Genomic DNA, 19,645 nt, shown 5'->3' with positions numbered 1-19,645 from the left:
GCTGCTAATCGCGATCGATCACCTCTCCGCTTTCCACATCGACCTTGATCTCACGTACACGGCCATCGGAACCGACAAGTTTGATTTCGTAGGGGTCTCGTCCTCGCTCTCTTTCTCGCTCTCTTTCTCGCTCAACCTCAATGATACGTCCATTTTCCTCTGATCCAGTTTTCAGAAATCGATCTTGATCGTGATGGAGATGTGACACCGGATGAGTTTTCTACCGGGCAGGCATTGCACAGGTAGCAAAAGTTTCAGTGAAGAAAACGACACTACACTTCAAACTAGTCCAGAGACATTGGGGATGCAGGTTCAACCGCGTAACTGCATCCCCTTTCATCCACTTATCCGAATGCATCGACTTTGAACTCCTCTCAGATAGTATTTGCAACGGTTAATCGCTTCTCCAGTGAAGGCCAGCATGCGTTGCGACTTCAACCGATCAGCGCAACACTGCGTTAAAGCGTTCTATCGGAGATCGGAAGCCCAGAATTCATGCTTCAACATCAATCAAGTTTGATCTTTTGCTCCATTGGTAGAGATGGATCGACAGCCCACTCGGCCATAGAGCCGTCGTACAGACGGGCACTCTTATTACCCAGCAACTCGTGCGAGACGAACCAGGAGAGCGCAGTACGATGGCCTGTATGGCAAAAGGAAATCTGATCACCCTCTAGCGGCACACCAACAAATTCATAGATGCGCTTCAGGTTGTCGATAGTATGAAATCGAGCACCGCTATTCACTGTGAGCCAGTCATAAGGCAGGTTTACCGAATCAGGTATTGTTCCGGGACGCTCCTTGTCACCACCGTGCAGCAGGCCCATGTATTCGGCACTGCTACGGCTGTCGACAAGGCTGATGTCCGTGTCCAACACACTTTTGACTTGATCGGCGTTGACCAGATAGTCGGGCCTGGGATTGGCCTTGAAGGTTTTCCGGCTCGGTATGTTGAGTTGGTTCTCAATGGGTCTTTTTTTCGTTTCGGCATACGCGATCAGGCCGCCATCGAGTATTGAGACTTCGTCGTGACCCAAAACCTTGAAGGTCCAGTAAACTCGCGTGGCCGAAGCCATCTCGCTCGCGCTACGCCCGGTGATCACCAATAACACATGTGTGTTATTGTCTATCCCAAGACTACCGATCAACTGTTCAAGCGCGCTGACCGGAGGAATCATCCCCGGGATCTTTCCGGCATCTGGTTTGCGCCAGTCTTTATAGTCGCTATTGACGGCTCCGGGAACATGAAATCTTTGGTAGATCGATTTGGGTTGAAGATCCAGCACCACCAAGTTCGGTTTATTCAGATTGGCCAACAACCAGTCGGCATCCACCAGGGGAATGGCTGCCCGCAACGGTGCCAGAATAAACAGAAAAAGTAATCCGATGAGGTATCTTGCATGCATTGTTTGTCACCCGTTACATTCCGAATGTCATTTACGATATTTAGAGACAAGAAGTTACGTCCATAACCCAAAGAGATCACAGAACACGGTGTAATCACGTGTTCGCAATTCAACCCTGAAGTTGGACCATGATGGCAAATTATCGAAGCTGATAATCATTAATCCAACCAGGGTAGTTTGGCCGTTCTATAATTCTCCCAGGTTCCGATTAGTACCTCCCTAAGATCCGATGCGGATTTGTTACGTTGATGCATCAGATTGTTGGCAACCACAACAAGTTTTTTGGATCTTTTTCCTTTAAGCAGACTGCTTTGCAGTCCTCCCATGACATAGCAGTCATGAAGCACCCCCAATACATCTTGGAGTTGTTTGAGTTTTTTCGAAAAGGCGGTCATCTTTGTTCCATAAAGAGGCGCAAAGAATTCGGTGGCATAGCGTAGTTTCTTGCATTCAATCCGCAATCGGTGGAGATCTTCATCATCCATTCGTCGGATATCTCTTCCGGTACCCAACACTTTGCAACGATGATCATCCAATACCAGATTAGCAAAATAGGTAATCTCACAGGATAGATCATTTTTTTCCGCCTTGGAAAGACCTTGCCGCCATCCCTTCTTGTTCAGCCAGCGAATGAGTTTGTCGTTGAATGCACGAAAACGCTGACCTCTAAGAAAACCTCTGACCTTTTTGTATTCTTTTTGCCGGTGCCTAAGTGCAACATTCCTTAATTTCTTTGTCTGTTTATCCTTCGTGGCTTTTTTAGACGAGAGATTGTCCGCGATGTAGACATCCAGATCTCTGGCGCGATCGAGTTGCCTTGCAGCCCAGCGCATCTCTCCCGCCAGTTTTTTCGTATTCTTGCGCGGTATGGCCGGAGTAAACAGGGTCAAAGCTGATCGCATGCGCCGAAGACCCACACGCATTTGGTGCACACCTTCGGTATCCTTTCCTGAAAAGGCCACAGGAGCCCATTTATTTATGTAATCCAGGTCGGTTCTAATAATGTATTCAAATACTTCTTCGACCGATTGTTGTGTTTGAATTGCACTCTTGTCCTTAGTCAATTCACGCTCCTCAGAAGTCATATTCCAGTCACTCAATAAAGATATTCGGTACAGTTTGAACGCCCGTATCCCTTGAGAAATAGAGCCTAGATCAATTGCTCGCTGATTCCTCCCATTCTAGCCACACAATGGCTCTCCACATAAACCAGGACAGGCTGACGCGATCAAACTTTTTGTACACCCAAGTTAGGCATTTATAACCATCATTTTACTGAACAAAGCAACGCAAAATCCTACAACAGCACCAAGAGGTGGCATCCAATGCTTATTTAGTCGTGATTGAGGCGCGATATCCTGAAAAATAAGATAGAGAATGCCACCTGATGCAAATAACATTATCGCTGACAATACAGCTTGATATTCTGAAAGAAAGTAATACCCAATGAGGCCTGCAATCGGTCCGATTATTACCAACTTGCTCATGAAAAACAGAGTCTTCTTTGGACTGCATTCTTTAGTACAAATAATTTCTCTATAGGAATTAAAGCCCTCGGGAAGATTTTGCAGACTTATAAGTAAAGCTAATAATGGAGCAATGGGAGAACTTGAGGCCACTAAACCACCCAAAGCGATGGCCTCAGGCACATAGTCCAACAACATGCCCATTAGTTGTGGCGTTTCTCGGCGCCGTAATCCCAAAGCTCGTTCAATAAGAAAAAACGTGAACCCACCTGCCAATATGATAAGAATGGCAACCGCTGAACCATTCATGCCGGACACACCCTCAGGAACCAGCACTATAGCAACAGCGCCTAAAAGAATGCCGCCACCAAACGCAATTATAAAATGTCTGAATTCCAACTCGAGCCAATTGGGATGAAAACGCTCGAAACTGGCTATTAGTCCACCTAAGGGAATACAGATTCCAGCGGCCACGGTAAGTATCACAATTGTTAAAATTTCATACACTCTATTATCGCCTAACAGATTAGAAGGATTAATTCCTTGCTTAATTAAGATAGACCGATTCCAACTATCTGCCCGTAAGGTGGAATAAATCGAACGTACGCTCTCAAGCTGCTTCCCTATAATTGAAATTCAGCATCTCTACCGGATCCATCATGGAAAGCAGTTCGTGAATAATCGAGCGCAAACGAACTTTGTTAGCAATAACCATAGGAAAGCCCTGGACCAAACCAATTCGCATCTGATATGCCGAACAAGCTGAGAGGCCAGGTACCAGTCCAGTCTTTCTTCAGGGTGAGTGATCGTGTACCTGGCGCAAAAGCGTAAGAAATTGGTACATATCAGTTTACCGATCCTGGATTGCGATAAGCCATGAACAGCAGCAACAACCCACCTGCCAGCATAGGCAGTGTGAGCAGTTGCCCCATTGTAAACCAGTCAAATGCGAGATACCCAATATGTGCATCGGGCAGACGCAAGAACTCCACGCCGAAACGGAACATCCCGTAGCCGACCAGGAACAGTCCTGATACCGCCATCAACGGCCGTGGCCGGGAAGAGTACAGCCACAACAGCGCGAACAACACAGCGCCCTCCAGCAGCGACTCGTACAACTGAGTGGGGTGCAGCGGTGGAGTGAACTCTGCAGTCGGGGAGAGTTGCAGCTTACTCTGGCAGAGCGCGGAGAAACGTTCGCAGGAGACTCTCATCGCCCAGGGTACATCACCTGGCGCACCCCATAGCTCGCCGTTAATGAAGTTACCCAGACGGCCGGTACCAAGGCCTACCGGGATCAGTGGTGCCAGAAAATCCGTCAATTGGAAAAAAGGGCGGGACAGACGCCGGGCATAGAACCACATCGCGACCAATACACCCAGCAGTCCTCCATGGAACGACATCCCCCCTTCCCAGATACGGAACAAGGAGAGGGGGTCAGCTAAAAAATACTCCATACCGTAGAACAGGGCATAGCCGATTCGGCCACCCAGTATCACACCTAGCACAACATAAAATAGCAAGTCATCCACCTGCTGACGGGACCATCCTGACTCGGGAAGCGCTGCGCGCCGGCGAGCCAGCCACCAGCCGCCGGTAAAGCCCACCAGGTACATAATACCGTACCAGTGAACGCTTAGCGGACCGAGGGAGATCACCTCATGATTTATACTTGGATATGTCAGCATGGCGCGCTATCTCATTGGGCTAGTGCAGGGGCACCTTCATTGATGGCACAATACTTGAATCTGCCGCTCTCTATTTGATAGTGATCCTCAGATCACGAAGGTGACTATTCCGCTGGTGGCAATTTCGCAGGCAGCTCCTTCTTGGCCTCGCTCGCCTCGGTCTTCTTTGCTCCGCCACCGCAACAACCGCCACCTTCCCCGGAGCCGCCATGGCGATGGCCACCCAGGTGCATGGCAATCATTCCGCCACCAAACAGTACCAACAACCAGTTTTCACTTAACCATTCCATTACGGGTCCTCACATTTGATAAAAGACTACTTAGGACGCCGCCACATATCGCCGGCGTAATTCACGAACGTACCGGCAGATGATTACGTCCACCGCGTTTCCACATTTAGTCAACCATTTGCCGGTGACACCTCGTCGTCGATACAATTCAATGGAGGTCAGCATCCAGCAGAGTGATTGATTTGCAGACAGGCTCATACCCGTGCAAATGCACAACCCATAACAACCTCCGCTAACCCAGTCGCTTCATGCATTGTCCGAACCAATTTCGATACGGCTGTCTTCGAGATATCGGTATGGGGGTATCTCAAGATTCAAGGGGGCCGGCATGCTCTTGAACACCCTTCCCGCCAAGTCGTATCGTGAACCATGACAGGGACAGAAATAACCACCGATCCAGTCACTACCCAGATCGGCCGGTGCCAGCTCAGGACGAAAAGAAGGAACGCATCCCAGATGGGTGCATATCGCTATTGTCACCAAATAATCGGGATTAATAGCACGTGCCGGATTGCGTGCATATTCGGGCTGTTGTGACTGCTCGTCCGAAGCTGGATCCCGCAGACGTTCCAGATGCCTTGCCGACTCCATATCAGCCAGCATCTGCTGTGTACGCCGCAACACCCATACTGGTTTACCACGCCATACGACTGTGATTTGCTGACCCGGTTCCAGTTTCCCAAAATCTACAACCACCGGAGCCCCGGCAACCAACGCCCTCTGGCTGGGCTTGAGAGAACCGATAAACGGAACAGTAAGAACAGCAACTCCAACCGCACCTACCACCGTTGTAGCATTGGTCAGCAAACGCCGGCGTTTAAGGTCTACCGCCAGAGTCCGATCACCCAACTCCAGGTCTTCCGGATTCATCACGTTCCCTCCTCACTTGCATTCACTCGGTTTTTGGTGCGCCCGAGGTGTACCTGAGAACAGTTATATATTGGTGTCCAGACAACAGCGAAATACCACCCATAGCTATAGGACTCGATCAGACCAAGGAAAAAATCCCCCCAACTCAACCAGTCAAATCCCGGTAAGAGCGGTGCCCACACCGGATACATCTGAGCGGACCCAAACAGCAGTCCCCAGATCACACAAAGCAGATAGGTAAAGGCCAGAAAGAGACTGGTTGCATTTCCAATAACAGAAAGTCGAAGCGGAGAATTTATGAGTTACTCCCGGGCGTCCAACGCCTTCTGTGGATGATAGAGATAATCCCGGCGCAGTGGTTGATGGTAGTGTCGATCCTGCTGGCGCACGCCCACCACCTGGTAGATGCCGAGACTGCCCTCGTCGAAATAGTGGGCACATCCGCTCATATAGAGCCTCCACAATCTGTAAGTAGCCTCTCCTACAGAGTCCTTCGCTTTGGCTGCCCGAAGTTCAAGGGCTTTTACCCAGTGTCGCAGTGTCATGGCGTAGTGCCGCCGCAGCCCTTCAACATCCACAACCTCAAAGCGGGCCTGTTCCATCGCATCGAGCACGTCGCTGATCCGGGTCAACTCACCATCGGGGAAGATGTAATGGTTTATGAAGCGGGTCGTTGGACTTTTCTCCCAGCGCTTGTCGTTTGTGATTCCGTGATTTACAAAAACCCCGCCTGGACGCAACAGCTGCCTTATGCGACTGAAATATGTGGGGAAGTTGGCTACCCCGATATGCTCGAACATGCCGACACTGACAACACGGTCATAGCAGGCTTCTCCTTCCAATTCCCGATAGTCGCGCAGTTCTATCTTTACCCGATCCGACAATCCCTCCCATCTGATCTTTTCGTTGGCAAAGTGCCACTGCTGCATACTCAGGGTGATACCGTGAACCGAAACACCATAGTGTCTGGCAGCCCAGCAGGCGAGGCCTCCCCAACCACAACCGATATCCAGCAACAGCTGCCCCGGTTCCAACTGCAATTTTCTGCAGAGATAGTCCAGTTTGTCCTGTTGTGCGCACGCCAGTGATTGATCATCATCAGCAAAGTACGCACACGAATAGACCATCTCTGGATCAAGCCAGAGATGGTAAAATGCATTCCCGACATCGTAATGGCGACTGATGGCAGATCGGTTGTTTGCCGATCTGGAACCACTTAATGAAAGATGGAGCAACGATCCGGGCAGCTGCAGCGCCAATTGCAATAAGTGCAGTTTTTCTGCTGGCCTCAAACTCAGTTTTTCGAAATGCAGTGAGGCATCAAACAGGGACTCGAGATCACCTTCCAACTCGATCCTTCCGGCAAGGTAGTCCTCCACCAGGGCGATGATGTCGCGCCCGCTTATCAGCGTTTTTAAAACGGATGCGGATCGGATGTGCAGTGTGCAGCGTGCCTGCTCCGAGCCCGCAGCAAATGACTTGTCCCACAGGCGAACCGCGAGGCAGCCACTATAACCTCGCAATAGAATTTGAACGATCTCACGTGCTGACTCAAGTGTATTATTCTGGACAACAGCTGAAAGCACACTCGGATCGACTGAACATCTTGTCTCATTCACCATTGAATTGCCCTCCTCTGCATTCTTGTATACTGATAACTCTACAACCTGTGTGCTGCTAATAGGTCAAGACTCATTTTTGCTGAAACTCCTGATTAGTTGATAAAAAGAGGATTTATCGGACACTTTGCCCAGCAAGGACTCTAACAGCTCCTGATTGGTTATTAGGATTCCTGGATCACAACGGTGATTCCGGAGAGGAGAAAAAAGATTTCACGTTCACGTTGAATGAGTAACTTCAGTAGCAGTGGACTCAGAGAGTGCTTCGTCACATTACCACTTGTGGGACATCCATGGTTTCAGACTTGACTTTTGTACTCAACAACTCTGGCACTATATTCTTCACTACTCAAAATAGTTCTTTTAGCGTCCGTTGGCTGACAACGTCAGCAAAGATTTAGATGTGGTGAATTCATATCTTTCGTTCCAGGGAGTGGCTGTGCAGCCAATACCTCAGCGCTATATCAAGCCAGTGAATCACACACACGCTTTAGTCGTTCGCGCACTTCCGTTGCGATCTCGGTTATTTCTGAATTGTCGACCAGTTGCAGCACCGATTCCGGATCCATAAAAGAGACACTGACCTGTCCGTCGTCCAGCTCTCGAACCACTACATTGCAGGGCAGTAACAGACCTATCTCAGGGTCAGCCGTCAACGCTCGGTGTGCAAAGGGTGGATTGCAGGCGCCGAGGATGCGATATGGACGGCCCTCCACTCCCAGCTTGTTTTTCAAAGTCGCCTGGACGTCGATATCGCTCAATACACCAAAGCCTTCCACTTTAAGTGCATTGATCACTCTACCCACGGCGGCATCGAATGACGCGGTAAATCCGGTTGAAAATCCATACATGTTTTTCATCTCCTAAATGTACTCCGTGAATATTAATTCTTTACCGAGAAATATACTTTTTTCTTTGCAGGGCTCATGCCAATCCAACAACCAAACAATTTTCCAACGTAATAACAGCATGATAGATAATTCACTCCAGGAAGATGCATCCCTGTGTTCAGGTAAGCGAATTAACGAAGTGGGGATTTTCTCAACGATTCATTACACGCTTTCTGTGCGGCAGTAAGTTATCCACGCGCCATTACATGCGATGTTTCTGATAGTAAATGCCGTTGGCCTGCTGTACTTCACGAATATAGGCAATGACGGCAGCTACGTCACTCCGCGATGCCTGTGCTTGCGGGGGCATATCGCCATATGGCCAATGATGCTGCTTCACCCCTTTTTGAACTGCACGAAAAAAAGCGTCGTCGCTATGATGACCTGGATTGTATATGTCATGAATCAGTGGTGGGCCTTTATCAGAACCGGCGCTATTTTGTCCATGGCATGCAGCACAGTTGTCATTATAAAGTTGACTGCCCTTAGCGGCTGCCAATGATAGATCGGGAACAATCACATCGACAGTAACCGCTTCAGGAGATGGTCCTGTTGCATTAGATATCACCGCAGCGATCCCGCCGAGTAGAGCCAGGCCAATGACAGTGATTTGAACTATTTCTCCAGTTCTCATATTTCTACTCTACTGTTTGTAAATTAAGGTGAAAGGATATGACAGAACAACTCGACGTAACTCTTTGATAATTCCTTTATCCCAATCCACTTAACCAGGGGAAGGTCTTAATCAACCATAAGGAGAAGGTACTAAGATAACCAGTAACCATGGCAACACCCATGATGATCAGGATAATGCCGGCGATCCGGTGGATGAGCGGACCCTGCTTTCTGAACCTTTTTGCGTGATGCAGAAACTGGTTGGTAAATAGCGCGGCAACCACGAACGGAACGCCCAGCCCAAGCGAGTAAACTGCCAGTAATGCAGTTCCATTGCTGACAATAGTCGATGTGGCACTGACGGTGAGAATTGCCCCCAGAATAGGACCGATGCAAGGCGTCCAGCCGAAGGCAAATGCCAGTCCCAGCAGGTAGGACGAGAGCGCTTTACCTCCCGGTATACTACTGTGGATGCGAAAATCCCGTTGCAGGAATCCGGGATTTATTGCACCGGTCATAAACAAGCCGAAAATAATTACAATGATACCGCCGGCGATATTAACCTCATATCGGTAACTCATTAACAGATAGCCAAGGGCGGTCGCGCTGGCGCCAAAGGCGATAAATACCGTCGAAAAACCCAGCACGAAGGAGAGACTTAGCCCAAGAATAACAAACGTTTCCCTGGAGGTAGCTCCATGAGCACGGATCTCGTCCAGCGACTGTCCGCCGATATAGGAGAGATACCCTGGTACCAGTGGCAATACACAGGGAGAAAGAAACGAAATCAGCCCTGCACCAAAAGCCGAAATAATGCCAATACCAGAGAGTTCTAACATTTTCAGTAGTTAGTCCATTTGTCCAAGTCATACATCTATCGCAACAGATGCCCCGTCTATTATGAAAAAACATAAACCAGGATTGACGTTGGAATTTAATGTACAAAAAGTAACTTTCAATCGAGCAGCAGATACCTCTTGAAGTTAAAGCGCTTCAGACTCTGATCACATGCAGCTCATATGTTTTGGCCCCTGACAAGCAATAATTCTGTCGCTCCACAGACTCTTGATATAGGCCACAATTTGACTTGCCTGTTGCTCTGTAAGAGTACCCTTGAATGCTGGCATTCGCTGAGTACGCTGGAGACCACTGAGTATAGTGGCAACAAGCTGCTCGTCGCCGTGATGCCACGCGTGAGATGTCTCATTGAGTGGCATGGCGGTGAGGTATCCCGGTTCTTTAATAAGCGGAGGAATCGGTTTTTCACCCACGCCATTCTCTTTATGACAGGACAGACAGTATTGCTCATAGAGCGGCTTTCCCGCTGCAACAGACTGGACATCTGGGCGCTGGCCGGTATCGGCCAGCAGGCTTTGGCTAATTAGTAATGTGATGGCAGCGGTGATATTTTTCATCATTCCAATATTCCTCCGGTTTATCTTTTTCCAAACTTCAGAACCATACTCTTCCAGTCTTGATAAACCATCATCCCATTTTTAATTTGTTATTAAAAAGTACTACCAGTTATAGATAGTTGTTTTACGCCATATGGACAAGAGTTCAAATTATCAACACATCTCAAGTCTCTTCCAGACAGCGATTGATCGTGCTGATCAAGCGAGAAAAAACTGCTCTCCTGCGTTATTCCCTGGGGGATGCATCAGAAATACTGCGGTTTTTTGCAAAGCCACGGAAAACAATGGGAATCAAAAACAGGACACCAAAAATCAGTAATATTGCCATCACCTGATTCAAACTGGATGAAGTCAACTCGCCACCGAAATGGGCCAGTAAAAAGCTGGCAGGAACAAGGCCTGCCAATGTGGCTATTCCAAACCGCCAGGTCTTGAGAGGCGTCAGCCCGGCTCCGTAGCTCACCAGATCGAACGAGAGAAAAGGTATGAGCCGGGACACAAAGACCATACCCATTAAAGCATTTTGCGATCCCAGCCATCCCAACTGAACTCGTTTTCCGACATATCGCTGTAATAGCTCATAGCCGAGATAACGGGAAATCCAGAAGGCCCCCAGTGCACCACTGGCAGCGCCGATCACTACGTAAACAGTGCCCCAGGTATGCCCGTAAATCGCTCCAGCCGTAAGCGCAATGGGTGCACTGGGAATGGGATTGACAACAATGGCAATCGCCATCAGAGCGATGATCGATATTGGCCCCGCGTACCCCAGTCCAGAAATCCAGTTCTTCAATCGATCGGCATCCGTTACGATAGCGAGTATCCCAAACTCTCTCAGTAAGTAGTAAACCGATACGAGTACAAGTATAAATAGTCCAAGCCATAGTATTCGGCGAATCATGGAGCTTAACCTGTTATCTCCGCGGCAGCGATATAATGAGGATCACTGCCAACCCCTCTACTTGGGTGGCTTATTACAACAGGCCGGAGGCGGCGCTTTTGCGTTATCTTTGGCATTCGTGTCGGAAAACTGATACCAGTTGCACTTCACTCGACTCCACCAATTGTCTGATGGTGGAAAACCTGTGTTTTCCAGGAGTTCCAAAATCTCCTGGTAGTCTGATTTGCTGGCATCGTAGTGCACAACAACCAGATGTTTCTCAACGTTTATAGTTACCTCGTGAACACCCGATAGCGCATTGACCACTCGTTCTATCGCCATACCATCTGCAGCATGCACCAATGCCGGTATATTTATCCTGCGATTGACATCCCAGGCACCTTCAAATTTCATTGTATTGGATGTTTTCATCATTTACTCCTATCTCTTTTTCATTCGCTTAGAGCTTTTCGCTTTTGCTCGAACTCCTCCTGGTCAATCTCACCCTTAGCGTAACGCTCTTCTAGAATATCCAGTGCGGACCTTGCCTTGTCCCCTGGACGGTTTGCGACACCTATAGCCAACTTTATGGCCCATACGACCAAGACAATCGAAACGATCCAAAACAGCCACATCAAACCGCCGCCAAATCCCATTCCAATGCCACCTTCCATCATGATGGGTCTCCTCGCTAAACCTCTGCCCGTTTGAGCCGCAAGGCATTGGCGATCACCGAGACGGAGCTGAAGCTCATCGCCGCCGCCGCGATGATGGGCGACAGCAGCAGTCCAAACGGGGGATACAATATTCCTGCCGCCACCGGCACGCCGAGCGTGTTGTAGATGAATGCAAAAAAGAGGTTCTGTCGGATATTGCGCATGGTCGCACGGCTCAGGCGCCTGGCGCGTACGATACCGCGCAGGTCGCCCTTAACCAGCGTCACACCGGCACTCTCCATAGCCACATCGGTGCCGGTGCCCATGGCGATGCCGACATGCGCCTGTGCCAGCGCAGGCGCATCATTGATACCATCGCCCGCCATCGCGACCGTACGGCCTTCCGCCTGCAGTTTTTTGACGATCTCCGCCTTCTGCTCCGGCAGCACCTCTGCCTCGACCCGGTCTATGCCGAGTTGATCGGCAACGACCCTGGCCGTGGTACGGTTATCGCCCGTCAGCATGACTACCATTACATCCTCATCATGCAGGTCACGGATGGCCTGCAGCGTGGAGGCCTTGATCGGATCGGCCACGCCGATCAGCCCGGCAGCCCTGCCGTCGATGGCAACGAACATAACGGTCTGTCCTTGTGCGCGGCCTGATTCCGCAACTGCCGCTAAACTACCCGGATCGATAGACAGATGCTCAAACAGCTTGATGTTGCCAAGCGCCACTTTGCGGCCACCGATGATACCGGTCACGCCCTGGCCGGTTATGGATTCGAATTGATCCGTTGGAACTAATTCTGCACCCCGCTCACCGGCACCACGGACAATCGCCTCGGCCAGCGGATGCTCACTGGCCCGCTCCAGACTGGCGGCAAGAGACAAGAGCTCCTCTTCTTCAAAACCCTGAGCAACTTCAACGGAAACCAGCTTCGGTTTTCCCTCGGTCAGGGTGCCGGTCTTGTCCACTACCAGAGTGTCGATCTTCTCCATAATCTCAAGCGCCTCGGCATTCTTGATCAACACGCCCAGCATCGCTCCCTTGCCGGTGCCGACCATGATCGACATAGGTGTTGCCAGGCCCAGCGCGCAGGGACAGGCGATGATGAGCACGGCGACCGCATTAATAATAGCGTGGGCCAGGCGGGGTTCCGGTCCATAGAATCCCCAGACGATCAGTGTAAGCACCGCAATCAGCACCACTGCCGGAACGAAATAACCGGCAACAATATCCGCCAGCTTCTGGATGGGCGCACGCGAGCGCTGCGCCTCGCTGACCATGCGCACGATCTGCGCCAGCAGCGTATCGCTGCCCACCTTCTCCGCCCGCATCAGCAGACTGCCCGTACCGTTCAGAGTCGCGCCGATAAGCGGTTCGCCCACACTTTTTTCCACCGGTATCGGCTCACCGGTGACCATCGACTCATCAATGGCGCTGGAACCCTCCGTTACCACGCCGTCCACGGGCACCTTTTCACCCGGGCGAACCCGCAGTATGTCGCCGGGCATGACCCGGTCCAACGAAATATCCTCTTCCGTGCCATCCGCTCGCACCATGCGCGCCGTATTCGGGGCCAGCCCCAACAGCAGTTTGATCGCTGCATTGGTACGGCTGCGCGCACGCAGTTCCAGCACCTGACCCAACAGCACCAGGGCTGTAATAACGGCCGCTGCCTCAAAGTAGACCGGAATCGTCCCGTCGTGCAGCATGTTGGGGGGAAAGATGCCGGGGAACAGCAGTGCAATGACGCTGTAAATCCAGGCCACTGCCACGCCGAGTCCGATCAGCGTAAACATGTTGAGATTCCAACTTACCACCGACTGCCAGCCGCGCACGAAGAAGGGCCAGCCACCCCAGAGCACCACCGGTGTGGCCAGGCCGAACTCCATCCATTGCACGGTATGCATGGTTAGACTCTCCGGCAACCAGCCGGGTGCGAGATCCGCAACCATGGCCAGGATAAAAACCGGTAGAGCGAGCACCGCGCTTACCCGGAAACGCCGGAACATATCGGTCAGCTCATCGTTTGTCTCTTCCACATCGACGCTGCGCGATTCCAGGGACATGCCGCATTTGGGACAGTTGCCCGGGTGATCCTGCACGATCTCAGGGTGCATCGGGCAGGTATACTCTGTGCGGGTCGCCGCCGCCAGCGGGTCACCGATAGCTTCCAGTGCCATGCCGCACTTGGGGCAGGGTCCGGGGTGGTTCTGCTCAATTTCCGGGTGCATCGGGCAGGTGTAAACCGCGCCGGCAACGGCTCTCTCTACTGTCGCTTTCCGCGCATGACCGGGGGAATGGGTGTGGTCGCATGCAGCATGTTCATGATCATGCGAAGCCTCTTGATGCTGGTCTGTGTCGCTTAGATAGCTCGATGGCTCGGCGGCAAATTTCTTCTCACAGTGCTCACTGCAGAAGCGATATTCGACTCCGTCGAATGTAAATCGATGGTCACTCTCCTCCGTGACGGTCATACCGCACACCGGATCGGTGCCAGGCCCGGTTGCAACGCTCTCTGCTGTCGCTTTCCGCGCATGACCGGGGGAATGGGAGTGACAGCACCCGGCATGCTCATGATCCTGCACAGCCTCCTGCGTCTCGTCTTTTTCGCTTAGGTAGCTGGATGGATTGGCAGCAAATTTTTTCTCACAGAATTCGCCGCAGAAGTGATATTCGACACCGTCAAAAGTAAATCGATGTTCACTCTCTTCCGAGACTGTCATACCACACACAGGATCGGCACCGGACCAGGTCTCAACTTTCTTTGCTGTATGTTTCATCTTTTCGGCCTCAGGATTTTGTCTCAACGTCTGCTTTCTCTTCACTCTGTTCAACTGATTCGATGAGATGGCATACGCTGTTGCCATCGGGAACACCATCAGGCATCTGCTTCCACAACTCGAGAGCCTGTTCCATACGGACCTGCATCTTCATCATCTCCTCAATCTTGACCCGGTTTTCCTGAATACGATGCTGGATGATCTTGCGTACATCATCACAGGGGGACTCGCCGATATCCGCATGCTGTGTAATCTGCTTTATCTCGTTCAAAGTAAATCCCAGATGCTTGGCCATACGTATAAAACGGATTCGATTCGCATCCTGCAACCTGAACAGGCGATAGCCGTTCTCCTGCTGTGATGCGGGTTGGATCAGACCGATGCGTACGTAGTAGCGCACCACGTGCGCAGCTGTATCGCTTTTTGTCGCAAGCTCATTTACCGTCAACATCGATCTAACCCTCCTCTATGGCCCGACAATTACTTCTTCTGCAACTCAACCAACTGCCTCAACAATGCCTCAATATTGGCCATATGCGTCTCCATTTTCGTCATATGCGCCTGCATCATGGCGTGCCGCTCCTGCATCATCTGCATCATCGGCATCCCGCCTGGCTGACCTTGCATCATGGGCATTCCACCCGGCTGACCTTGCATCATGGGCATTCCACCCGGTTGGCCTTGCATCATGGGCATTCCACCCGGTTGGCCTTGCATCATCGGCATTCCACCCGGTTGACCCTGCATCATCGGCATCCCGCCCGGTTGGCCTTGCATCATCGGCATTCCACCCTGTTGGCCCTGCATCATCGGCATTTGCCCACCAGCCATCGGTGTGTCCGCAGCAACTTTTACCGCCTTTTCATCGTCATGATGTCCGGAGTCTGCAATCGCTGAAAATGAGACGGCTGTTGTTAAAATGACCATGGTTAAACTCTTCGTAATACTCATCGTCTATACCTCGTAATTAAAATTGGCTCCGGTTACTTACCGTTACCAGAAGCGTACAACCTATGCGTAGCACATAGGTCAAGTACAATTTTGAACACCCAATGCATCTCAACTCTGATCAACGCACAGTAATTTCGATTTTTTTCGAGAACAGTGGAGGATCCTGAGGCTCGTGCTGCTCATCTCCCAATAACAGCTGCAGCGTGTGTTTACCCGGCGTAAGCTGCAACAGAGCCTCTGTCTCTCCATCATCGAAGTGGATGTGTTTTGCATCCCGGGGAATCGGTGCATCCATATCCGGCATCTGTACTACATCCATCAATACATGGTGATGCCCTGCAGTGTGTCGGCGGGTACCGGTCGTTCCAGCTGGTGTAATTCCGAAACCCTCGATGCCGAATTTCACCTTAAGCGGGCTCTCCACGACTGCTCCATCTGTAAGGCCAATAAAGTAAACCTTGGCCTCTTTCGGTGGTGAATGTGCATTCACAAAAGTTGCCACCAGTAACAGTGGGATTGCCAGAATCGATGCCGGCTTATGTGCACGAATCTTCTTGAACATCTTTCTCTCCTCTTGTTATAAATGGCTGTTAACAGCCTGGCTTTGAAACCCACACTTCCAAGTAATTTCAAAACCAGGCGCGGATACCAATCACAAATTGAACATCGCTGGTATCCTCACCCTCGTCTCTGGCAAAATCTGCAGTCTGGCCAAATTTCTTGGTCCAGTTGACGCCGATATAGGGTGCAAATTCTCGCTGTATTTCGTAACGTAGCCGAAGTCCCAGTTCCATATCCGAGAGGCCGGAGCCAACCCCTACCTCCTCATCATCCTTGCTGTAGAAGTTCATCTCGATCTCCGGCGAGAGAATCAGCTTCTGCGTGAACAGATACTCATACTCAGCATCCAGTCGGGCACCCACTTGTCCGGATTCACCAATGAATAGACCCGCGTCCACTTCGAACAGGTAGGGTGCCAGGCCTTTGAATCCGAGTGCCAGATAATCCCGCTCCGGCTTCGGCCTGATGTCGTGGCGCCAGCCGGCCTGGAAATCCCAGAATGGGGCAATGGCCCGGCTGTAGAGAAACTGGACCTCCGCTTCTTCTATCCTGCCATCTGTGACTTCTACCTCGGTTTTGAACCAGAACTTGTTGAGGTCGTAGCCGATCCAGGCATCCGCATCCAGAACCAGTGGATCGGGTCCATCGGTACTTCTTACCTCCAATTTGTCGATCATCACTTTGTAGAGCAGCGGATCGTCTTCTCCACTTGCCATAACCGCCGTTGACAAGGCCAATGCCGTCACCGCAATTGCTGTCTTTTTTATCATTTCAATTCTCCTTCAAGCCACGATGACGGTGCGGAACATGCCAAGCATGTGGTAGAGCAGATGGCAGTGATAGGCCCAGCCTCCCGCCGCATCCACGGTGACCCGGTAACTGATCCGGGAACCCGGTTGCACCACCACGGTATGTTTGCGTGGAAGAAAATTGTTGTCGCCGGTCTCCAGGTCACTCCACATACCATGCAAGTGCATCGGGTGGTTCATCATGGTGTCGTTGACAAAGGTGATACGCAGGCGTTCGCCCAGCTTCCAGCGAAGGGGTTCGGCGTCGCTGTGTTTTACCCCGTCGATTGACCACATATAGCGACCCATGTTGCCGGTCAGGTGAAGTTCCAGCTCCCGGTCCGGGTCAGGCTGATCGTGGGTGGTACGCAGGTTGCGCAGATCGGCGTAGGTCAGAACCCGACGACCATTGCCGCGCAGACCGACCCCGGGATCATCCAGCCGGTACTGGGGCGCATCGGCCCGCATGTCCACATGGGGGCCGTACTCGGTACTGGCATGCTGCACCGGTCGCGCGCTGAAATCTGATGGATTGGGCTTGAGTGACACCGGTTTCATGCCGCCGCTGCCCGCTTTTTCAAGCCGCATCTCCTGCATATTCATACCATCCGCCATCTGGTGCTGATCGTGAGCCATTCCCGGCATGGCCATTCCATCCGACATCTGATGCTGGCCGTGATCCATACCCGCCATTGTCTTTCCGTCCGACATCTGGTGTTGATCGTGAGCCATCCCCGGCATGGCCGTTCCGTCCGACATCTGATGCTGGCCGTGATCCATTCCCGGCATCGTCATTCCATCTGCCATCTGATGCTGACCGTGATCCATCACATTCATGCCCATGTCCCCATGCTCCAGATTCGGTACCGGATCGAGCTCGGGAATCGCAGCGGTCAGGCCTGGATTTGGTGTCAGGGTTCCTCTGGTATAACCGGAACGGGCGATATCCTGGGCAAAAATGGTGTAGGCCCTGTCATCTTCGGGTTCAACAATAACGTCATAGGTCTCTGCCACACCGAGTCGAAATTCATCTACCGAAACCGGCTGAACATTCTGTCCGTCTGCTGCCACAACACGCATTTTCAGGCCGGGAATACGCACGTCGAAGAAGGTCATGGCCGAACCATTGATAAAGCGCAGCCGGATCTTCTCACCTTTCCTAAACAGTCCCTGCCAGCCGTTCGCCGGTGTCTGGCCATTCATCAGAAACGTGTAGGTATAGCCGGTCACATCCGACAGATCACGCTGGCTCATGCGCATCCGGTTCCACATTTTGCGGTCATTCCAGGTGCCGGCCAGCCCCCTCACATTGATGTCCTTCATCAAGTCTGCCTGGGTGCGTTCATTGAAGTTGTAGTAGTGGCTGAGTTTTTTCAATTTCCGATATACATCCATGGGATCTTCATCGGTCCAATCCGACAGCATCACCACGTAGTCGCGGTCGTAAGTAACGGGATCCGGTTCTCTCGGATCAATCACGATCGAGCCATATAGACCGGTCTGTTCCTGAAATCCGGAGTGACTGTGGTACCAGTAGGTACCGCTCTGGCGCACTGGAAACCGATAGGTAAAGGTCTCGCCCGGCCGAATACCGGGAAAGTCATTTGCAATGTCGGGCACGCCGTCCATAGCACTTGGCAGGATGAGGCCGTGCCAGTGAATGGAACTGGTCTCGCGCAACAGATTGGTAACCCGCAGCGTCACCGTATCCCCCTCGCGCCAACGCAGAATCGGTGCCGGCAGTGAACCGTTGACGGTGGTGGCGATACGGGGAACACCGGTGAAATTGACCGCCTGCTCAGAGATGGTCAGGTTGAAATCGGTACCTCGAAGGGTTTGTAACTCCTGATGTTTAAGCGCTGCCGCCAACAGTGATCGGGATCCCAGGCCCATACCAGCGAAGACGCCACCCATCGCAATGCCTTGTACAAAACGGCGGCGCGTCAGGTTAATACCCTTTTCGAATATTGGGTTTTTTATACTACTCATAAACAGTTCTTCCTACGCAGTCCCACAGCAAATACGACTCGCCATGGACAGATGAAATATTAATCTTTCTGAAATTTGATCTCTGAAAAGTAGAGACCTGTAGCAAGGAAGTTACATCTTGGGTGGGCGGAAAAGAGAGAAAGAGATGTGGCTTACAAAACCGCTGGTATTCAGTGGAATAATGGAAATGGAGGTGTATTTCTCGGAACTTACAGCATCTGGAGAGATCGCCAGTGCGCAGAGAGTACAGTGTCCCGACGAGCAGGATTGATCATTATGACTGCTATCATCATTTCCGCTACGCTCCTGAATTGATATATTTTTGATTGCTGAAAATAAGTTGGTATCGGACAAATTTATCGCGTGATTCAGATCTGCCGACTGTTTCCCTGTACTGACAGAACCAGCCACCGCACCATACTGGAATGACATTCCCAGTAAAATGGCAAGTAGAAATATCGTTGGTTTATTGAATATTTGGAACATTAAGAGTCGGTGATTCCGCAGATCGTGCTTATTTGTTCTTTGGTTCTTTGATATTGGAAAACTCAATTAATTGCCTACTTCACTTGTGATTTTATCGCCACCTGGATTGTGTTCCGGCTGTTGAAAGGTAGCGTGCAACAATGCCCAATGTGTCGCTCACTCTCTGTGATACACACTTACTTAATACAGTATTCATGCCATTTGACAGAGCGTATATCTTCTCCTTATTTTTCAATTGATTAGAGTTCACATGATCTAGGCAACATAGTTACCCCTGATATTGCCA

Annotated in this window: 23 protein-coding genes; all 23 read right to left on the bottom strand. The window is 51.0% G+C overall.

All coding sequences use genetic code 11. The features are described from left to right. Positions 1–4: 4 nt before the first annotated feature. Complete coding sequence (locus A3GO_RS26800; protein ID WP_157606664.1) at positions 5–208, bottom strand: PepSY domain-containing protein; 204 nt, start codon at positions 206–208, stop codon at positions 5–7. Between the two features lie 298 nt (positions 209–506). Then, a complete protein-coding gene (locus tag A3GO_RS0101440; RefSeq protein WP_029131880.1) occupies positions 507–1,406 on the bottom strand; it encodes a sulfurtransferase in 900 nt (299 codons plus the stop codon). Between the two features lie 158 nt (positions 1,407–1,564). Beyond that, positions 1,565–2,491: a CHAD domain-containing protein gene (locus A3GO_RS0101435; RefSeq protein ID WP_029131879.1), complete on the bottom strand. Its 927-nt coding sequence runs from the start codon at positions 2,489–2,491 to the stop codon at positions 1,565–1,567. A gap of 165 nt (positions 2,492–2,656) precedes the next feature. Next, entirely contained in the window at positions 2,657–3,379 is a 723-nt protein-coding gene (locus tag A3GO_RS0101430; RefSeq protein ID WP_029131878.1) for a ZIP family metal transporter, read from the bottom strand. Between the two features lie 338 nt (positions 3,380–3,717). Continuing rightward, positions 3,718–4,560, bottom strand: coding sequence for a prolipoprotein diacylglyceryl transferase (gene lgt / locus A3GO_RS0101420; RefSeq protein ID WP_029131877.1), 843 nt, complete (start codon positions 4,558–4,560; stop codon positions 3,718–3,720). Positions 4,561–4,664: 104 nt separating this feature from the next. Beyond that, positions 4,665–4,850 carry a hypothetical protein gene (locus tag A3GO_RS0101415; RefSeq protein ID WP_029131876.1) on the bottom strand — a complete coding sequence of 62 codons (186 nt, stop codon included), beginning with the start codon at positions 4,848–4,850 and terminating at the stop codon, positions 4,665–4,667. A 246-nt stretch (positions 4,851–5,096) separates the two neighbouring features. Further along, positions 5,097–5,720, bottom strand: a complete 624-nt coding sequence (gene petA / locus A3GO_RS0101410) for a ubiquinol-cytochrome c reductase iron-sulfur subunit (protein ID WP_051301722.1) — start codon at positions 5,718–5,720, stop codon at positions 5,097–5,099. Further along, positions 5,720–5,992: a DUF5676 family membrane protein gene (locus A3GO_RS26795; RefSeq protein WP_281179356.1), complete on the bottom strand. Its 273-nt coding sequence runs from the start codon at positions 5,990–5,992 to the stop codon at positions 5,720–5,722. Before A3GO_RS26795 ends, petA begins: the two co-directional genes overlap by 1 nt. Before the next feature lie 30 nt (positions 5,993–6,022). Beyond that, a complete protein-coding gene (locus tag A3GO_RS22090; protein ID WP_169720347.1) occupies positions 6,023–7,243 on the bottom strand; it encodes an SAM-dependent methyltransferase in 1,221 nt (406 codons plus the stop codon). Positions 7,244–7,803: 560 nt separating this feature from the next. Continuing rightward, entirely contained in the window at positions 7,804–8,190 is a 387-nt protein-coding gene (locus A3GO_RS0101400; protein ID WP_029131874.1) for a DUF302 domain-containing protein, read from the bottom strand. Between the two features lie 241 nt (positions 8,191–8,431). Further along, a complete protein-coding gene (locus A3GO_RS25615) occupies positions 8,432–8,863 on the bottom strand; it encodes a c-type cytochrome (RefSeq protein WP_084609649.1) in 432 nt (143 codons plus the stop codon). A 76-nt stretch (positions 8,864–8,939) separates the two neighbouring features. Further along, positions 8,940–9,683, bottom strand: coding sequence for a cytochrome c biogenesis CcdA family protein (locus tag A3GO_RS0101390; RefSeq protein ID WP_029131872.1), 744 nt, complete (start codon positions 9,681–9,683; stop codon positions 8,940–8,942). A 165-nt stretch (positions 9,684–9,848) separates the two neighbouring features. Next, positions 9,849–10,262: a c-type cytochrome gene (locus A3GO_RS22085; protein ID WP_051301720.1), complete on the bottom strand. Its 414-nt coding sequence runs from the start codon at positions 10,260–10,262 to the stop codon at positions 9,849–9,851. A 223-nt stretch (positions 10,263–10,485) separates the two neighbouring features. Next, the gene (locus A3GO_RS0101380; RefSeq protein WP_029131871.1) at positions 10,486–11,160 is read right to left on the bottom strand and encodes a TVP38/TMEM64 family protein; all 675 of its coding nucleotides are present in this window, start codon (positions 11,158–11,160) and stop codon (positions 10,486–10,488) included. A 57-nt stretch (positions 11,161–11,217) separates the two neighbouring features. Beyond that, positions 11,218–11,571 carry a heavy-metal-associated domain-containing protein gene (locus tag A3GO_RS22080; RefSeq protein ID WP_051301719.1) on the bottom strand — a complete coding sequence of 118 codons (354 nt, stop codon included), beginning with the start codon at positions 11,569–11,571 and terminating at the stop codon, positions 11,218–11,220. Positions 11,572–11,591: 20 nt separating this feature from the next. Further along, entirely contained in the window at positions 11,592–11,816 is a 225-nt protein-coding gene (locus tag A3GO_RS0101370) for an SHOCT domain-containing protein (protein WP_037374387.1), read from the bottom strand. Between the two features lie 14 nt (positions 11,817–11,830). Next, complete coding sequence (locus A3GO_RS0101365) at positions 11,831–14,584, bottom strand: heavy metal translocating P-type ATPase (RefSeq protein WP_029131869.1); 2,754 nt, start codon at positions 14,582–14,584, stop codon at positions 11,831–11,833. A 10-nt stretch (positions 14,585–14,594) separates the two neighbouring features. Beyond that, positions 14,595–15,035 carry a MerR family transcriptional regulator gene (locus A3GO_RS0101360; RefSeq protein WP_029131868.1) on the bottom strand — a complete coding sequence of 147 codons (441 nt, stop codon included), beginning with the start codon at positions 15,033–15,035 and terminating at the stop codon, positions 14,595–14,597. A gap of 29 nt (positions 15,036–15,064) precedes the next feature. After that, the gene (locus A3GO_RS0101355) at positions 15,065–15,535 is read right to left on the bottom strand and encodes a hypothetical protein (RefSeq protein ID WP_029131867.1); all 471 of its coding nucleotides are present in this window, start codon (positions 15,533–15,535) and stop codon (positions 15,065–15,067) included. 118 nt (positions 15,536–15,653) lie between these two features. Beyond that, positions 15,654–16,097 (bottom strand): DUF4399 domain-containing protein, encoded by a 444-nt coding sequence (locus A3GO_RS0101350; protein ID WP_037374386.1) that lies wholly within the window; start codon positions 16,095–16,097, stop codon positions 15,654–15,656. A 67-nt stretch (positions 16,098–16,164) separates the two neighbouring features. Continuing rightward, a complete protein-coding gene (locus A3GO_RS0101345) occupies positions 16,165–16,866 on the bottom strand; it encodes a copper resistance protein B (protein WP_029131865.1) in 702 nt (233 codons plus the stop codon). Positions 16,867–16,878: 12 nt separating this feature from the next. After that, on the bottom strand, positions 16,879–18,873 hold the full coding sequence (locus A3GO_RS0101340) for a copper resistance system multicopper oxidase (RefSeq protein WP_051301718.1): 1,995 nt from the start codon (positions 18,871–18,873) through the stop codon (positions 16,879–16,881). 111 nt (positions 18,874–18,984) lie between these two features. Continuing rightward, positions 18,985–19,359, bottom strand: a complete 375-nt coding sequence (locus A3GO_RS25955; RefSeq protein ID WP_157606663.1) for a hypothetical protein — start codon at positions 19,357–19,359, stop codon at positions 18,985–18,987. Between the last annotated feature and the right edge of the window lie 286 nt (positions 19,360–19,645).

The sequence above is a fragment of the Sedimenticola selenatireducens DSM 17993 genome (assembly GCF_000428045.1).
In the GTDB taxonomy this organism is placed as follows: Bacteria; Pseudomonadota; Gammaproteobacteria; order Chromatiales; family Chromatiaceae; genus Sedimenticola; species Sedimenticola selenatireducens.
The sequence above is the reverse complement of the archived record's forward strand: the minus strand, read 5'-3'. Positions and strand labels throughout refer to the sequence as shown.

What these genes read in the sequence shown, in the direction of transcription:
- A3GO_RS0101390 (WP_029131872.1), bottom strand. Translation starts at nt 9,683, where the DNA reads ATGTTAGAACTCTCTGGTATTGGCATTATTTCGGCTTTTGGTGCAGGG.
- A3GO_RS0101340 (WP_051301718.1), bottom strand. Translation starts at nt 18,873, where the DNA reads ATGAGTAGTATAAAAAACCCAATATTCGAAAAGGGTATTAACCTGACG.
- A3GO_RS25615 (WP_084609649.1), bottom strand. Translation starts at nt 8,863, where the DNA reads ATGAGAACTGGAGAAATAGTTCAAATCACTGTCATTGGCCTGGCTCTA.
- A3GO_RS22080 (WP_051301719.1), bottom strand. Translation starts at nt 11,571, where the DNA reads ATGAAAACATCCAATACAATGAAATTTGAAGGTGCCTGGGATGTCAAT.
- A3GO_RS0101345 (WP_029131865.1), bottom strand. Translation starts at nt 16,866, where the DNA reads ATGATAAAAAAGACAGCAATTGCGGTGACGGCATTGGCCTTGTCAACG.
- A3GO_RS0101350 (WP_037374386.1), bottom strand. Translation starts at nt 16,097, where the DNA reads ATGTTCAAGAAGATTCGTGCACATAAGCCGGCATCGATTCTGGCAATC.
- lgt (WP_029131877.1), bottom strand. Translation starts at nt 4,560, where the DNA reads ATGCTGACATATCCAAGTATAAATCATGAGGTGATCTCCCTCGGTCCG.
- petA (WP_051301722.1), bottom strand. Translation starts at nt 5,720, where the DNA reads ATGAATCCGGAAGACCTGGAGTTGGGTGATCGGACTCTGGCGGTAGAC.
- A3GO_RS0101435 (WP_029131879.1), bottom strand. Translation starts at nt 2,491, where the DNA reads ATGACTTCTGAGGAGCGTGAATTGACTAAGGACAAGAGTGCAATTCAA.
- A3GO_RS0101400 (WP_029131874.1), bottom strand. Translation starts at nt 8,190, where the DNA reads ATGTATGGATTTTCAACCGGATTTACCGCGTCATTCGATGCCGCCGTG.
- A3GO_RS22085 (WP_051301720.1), bottom strand. Translation starts at nt 10,262, where the DNA reads ATGATGAAAAATATCACCGCTGCCATCACATTACTAATTAGCCAAAGC.
- A3GO_RS0101440 (WP_029131880.1), bottom strand. Translation starts at nt 1,406, where the DNA reads ATGCATGCAAGATACCTCATCGGATTACTTTTTCTGTTTATTCTGGCA.
- A3GO_RS0101370 (WP_037374387.1), bottom strand. Translation starts at nt 11,816, where the DNA reads ATGATGGAAGGTGGCATTGGAATGGGATTTGGCGGCGGTTTGATGTGG.
- A3GO_RS0101365 (WP_029131869.1), bottom strand. Translation starts at nt 14,584, where the DNA reads ATGAAACATACAGCAAAGAAAGTTGAGACCTGGTCCGGTGCCGATCCT.
- A3GO_RS0101415 (WP_029131876.1), bottom strand. Translation starts at nt 4,850, where the DNA reads ATGGAATGGTTAAGTGAAAACTGGTTGTTGGTACTGTTTGGTGGCGGA.
- A3GO_RS25955 (WP_157606663.1), bottom strand. Translation starts at nt 19,359, where the DNA reads ATGTTCCAAATATTCAATAAACCAACGATATTTCTACTTGCCATTTTA.
- A3GO_RS0101380 (WP_029131871.1), bottom strand. Translation starts at nt 11,160, where the DNA reads ATGATTCGCCGAATACTATGGCTTGGACTATTTATACTTGTACTCGTA.
- A3GO_RS0101355 (WP_029131867.1), bottom strand. Translation starts at nt 15,535, where the DNA reads ATGAGTATTACGAAGAGTTTAACCATGGTCATTTTAACAACAGCCGTC.
- A3GO_RS0101360 (WP_029131868.1), bottom strand. Translation starts at nt 15,035, where the DNA reads ATGTTGACGGTAAATGAGCTTGCGACAAAAAGCGATACAGCTGCGCAC.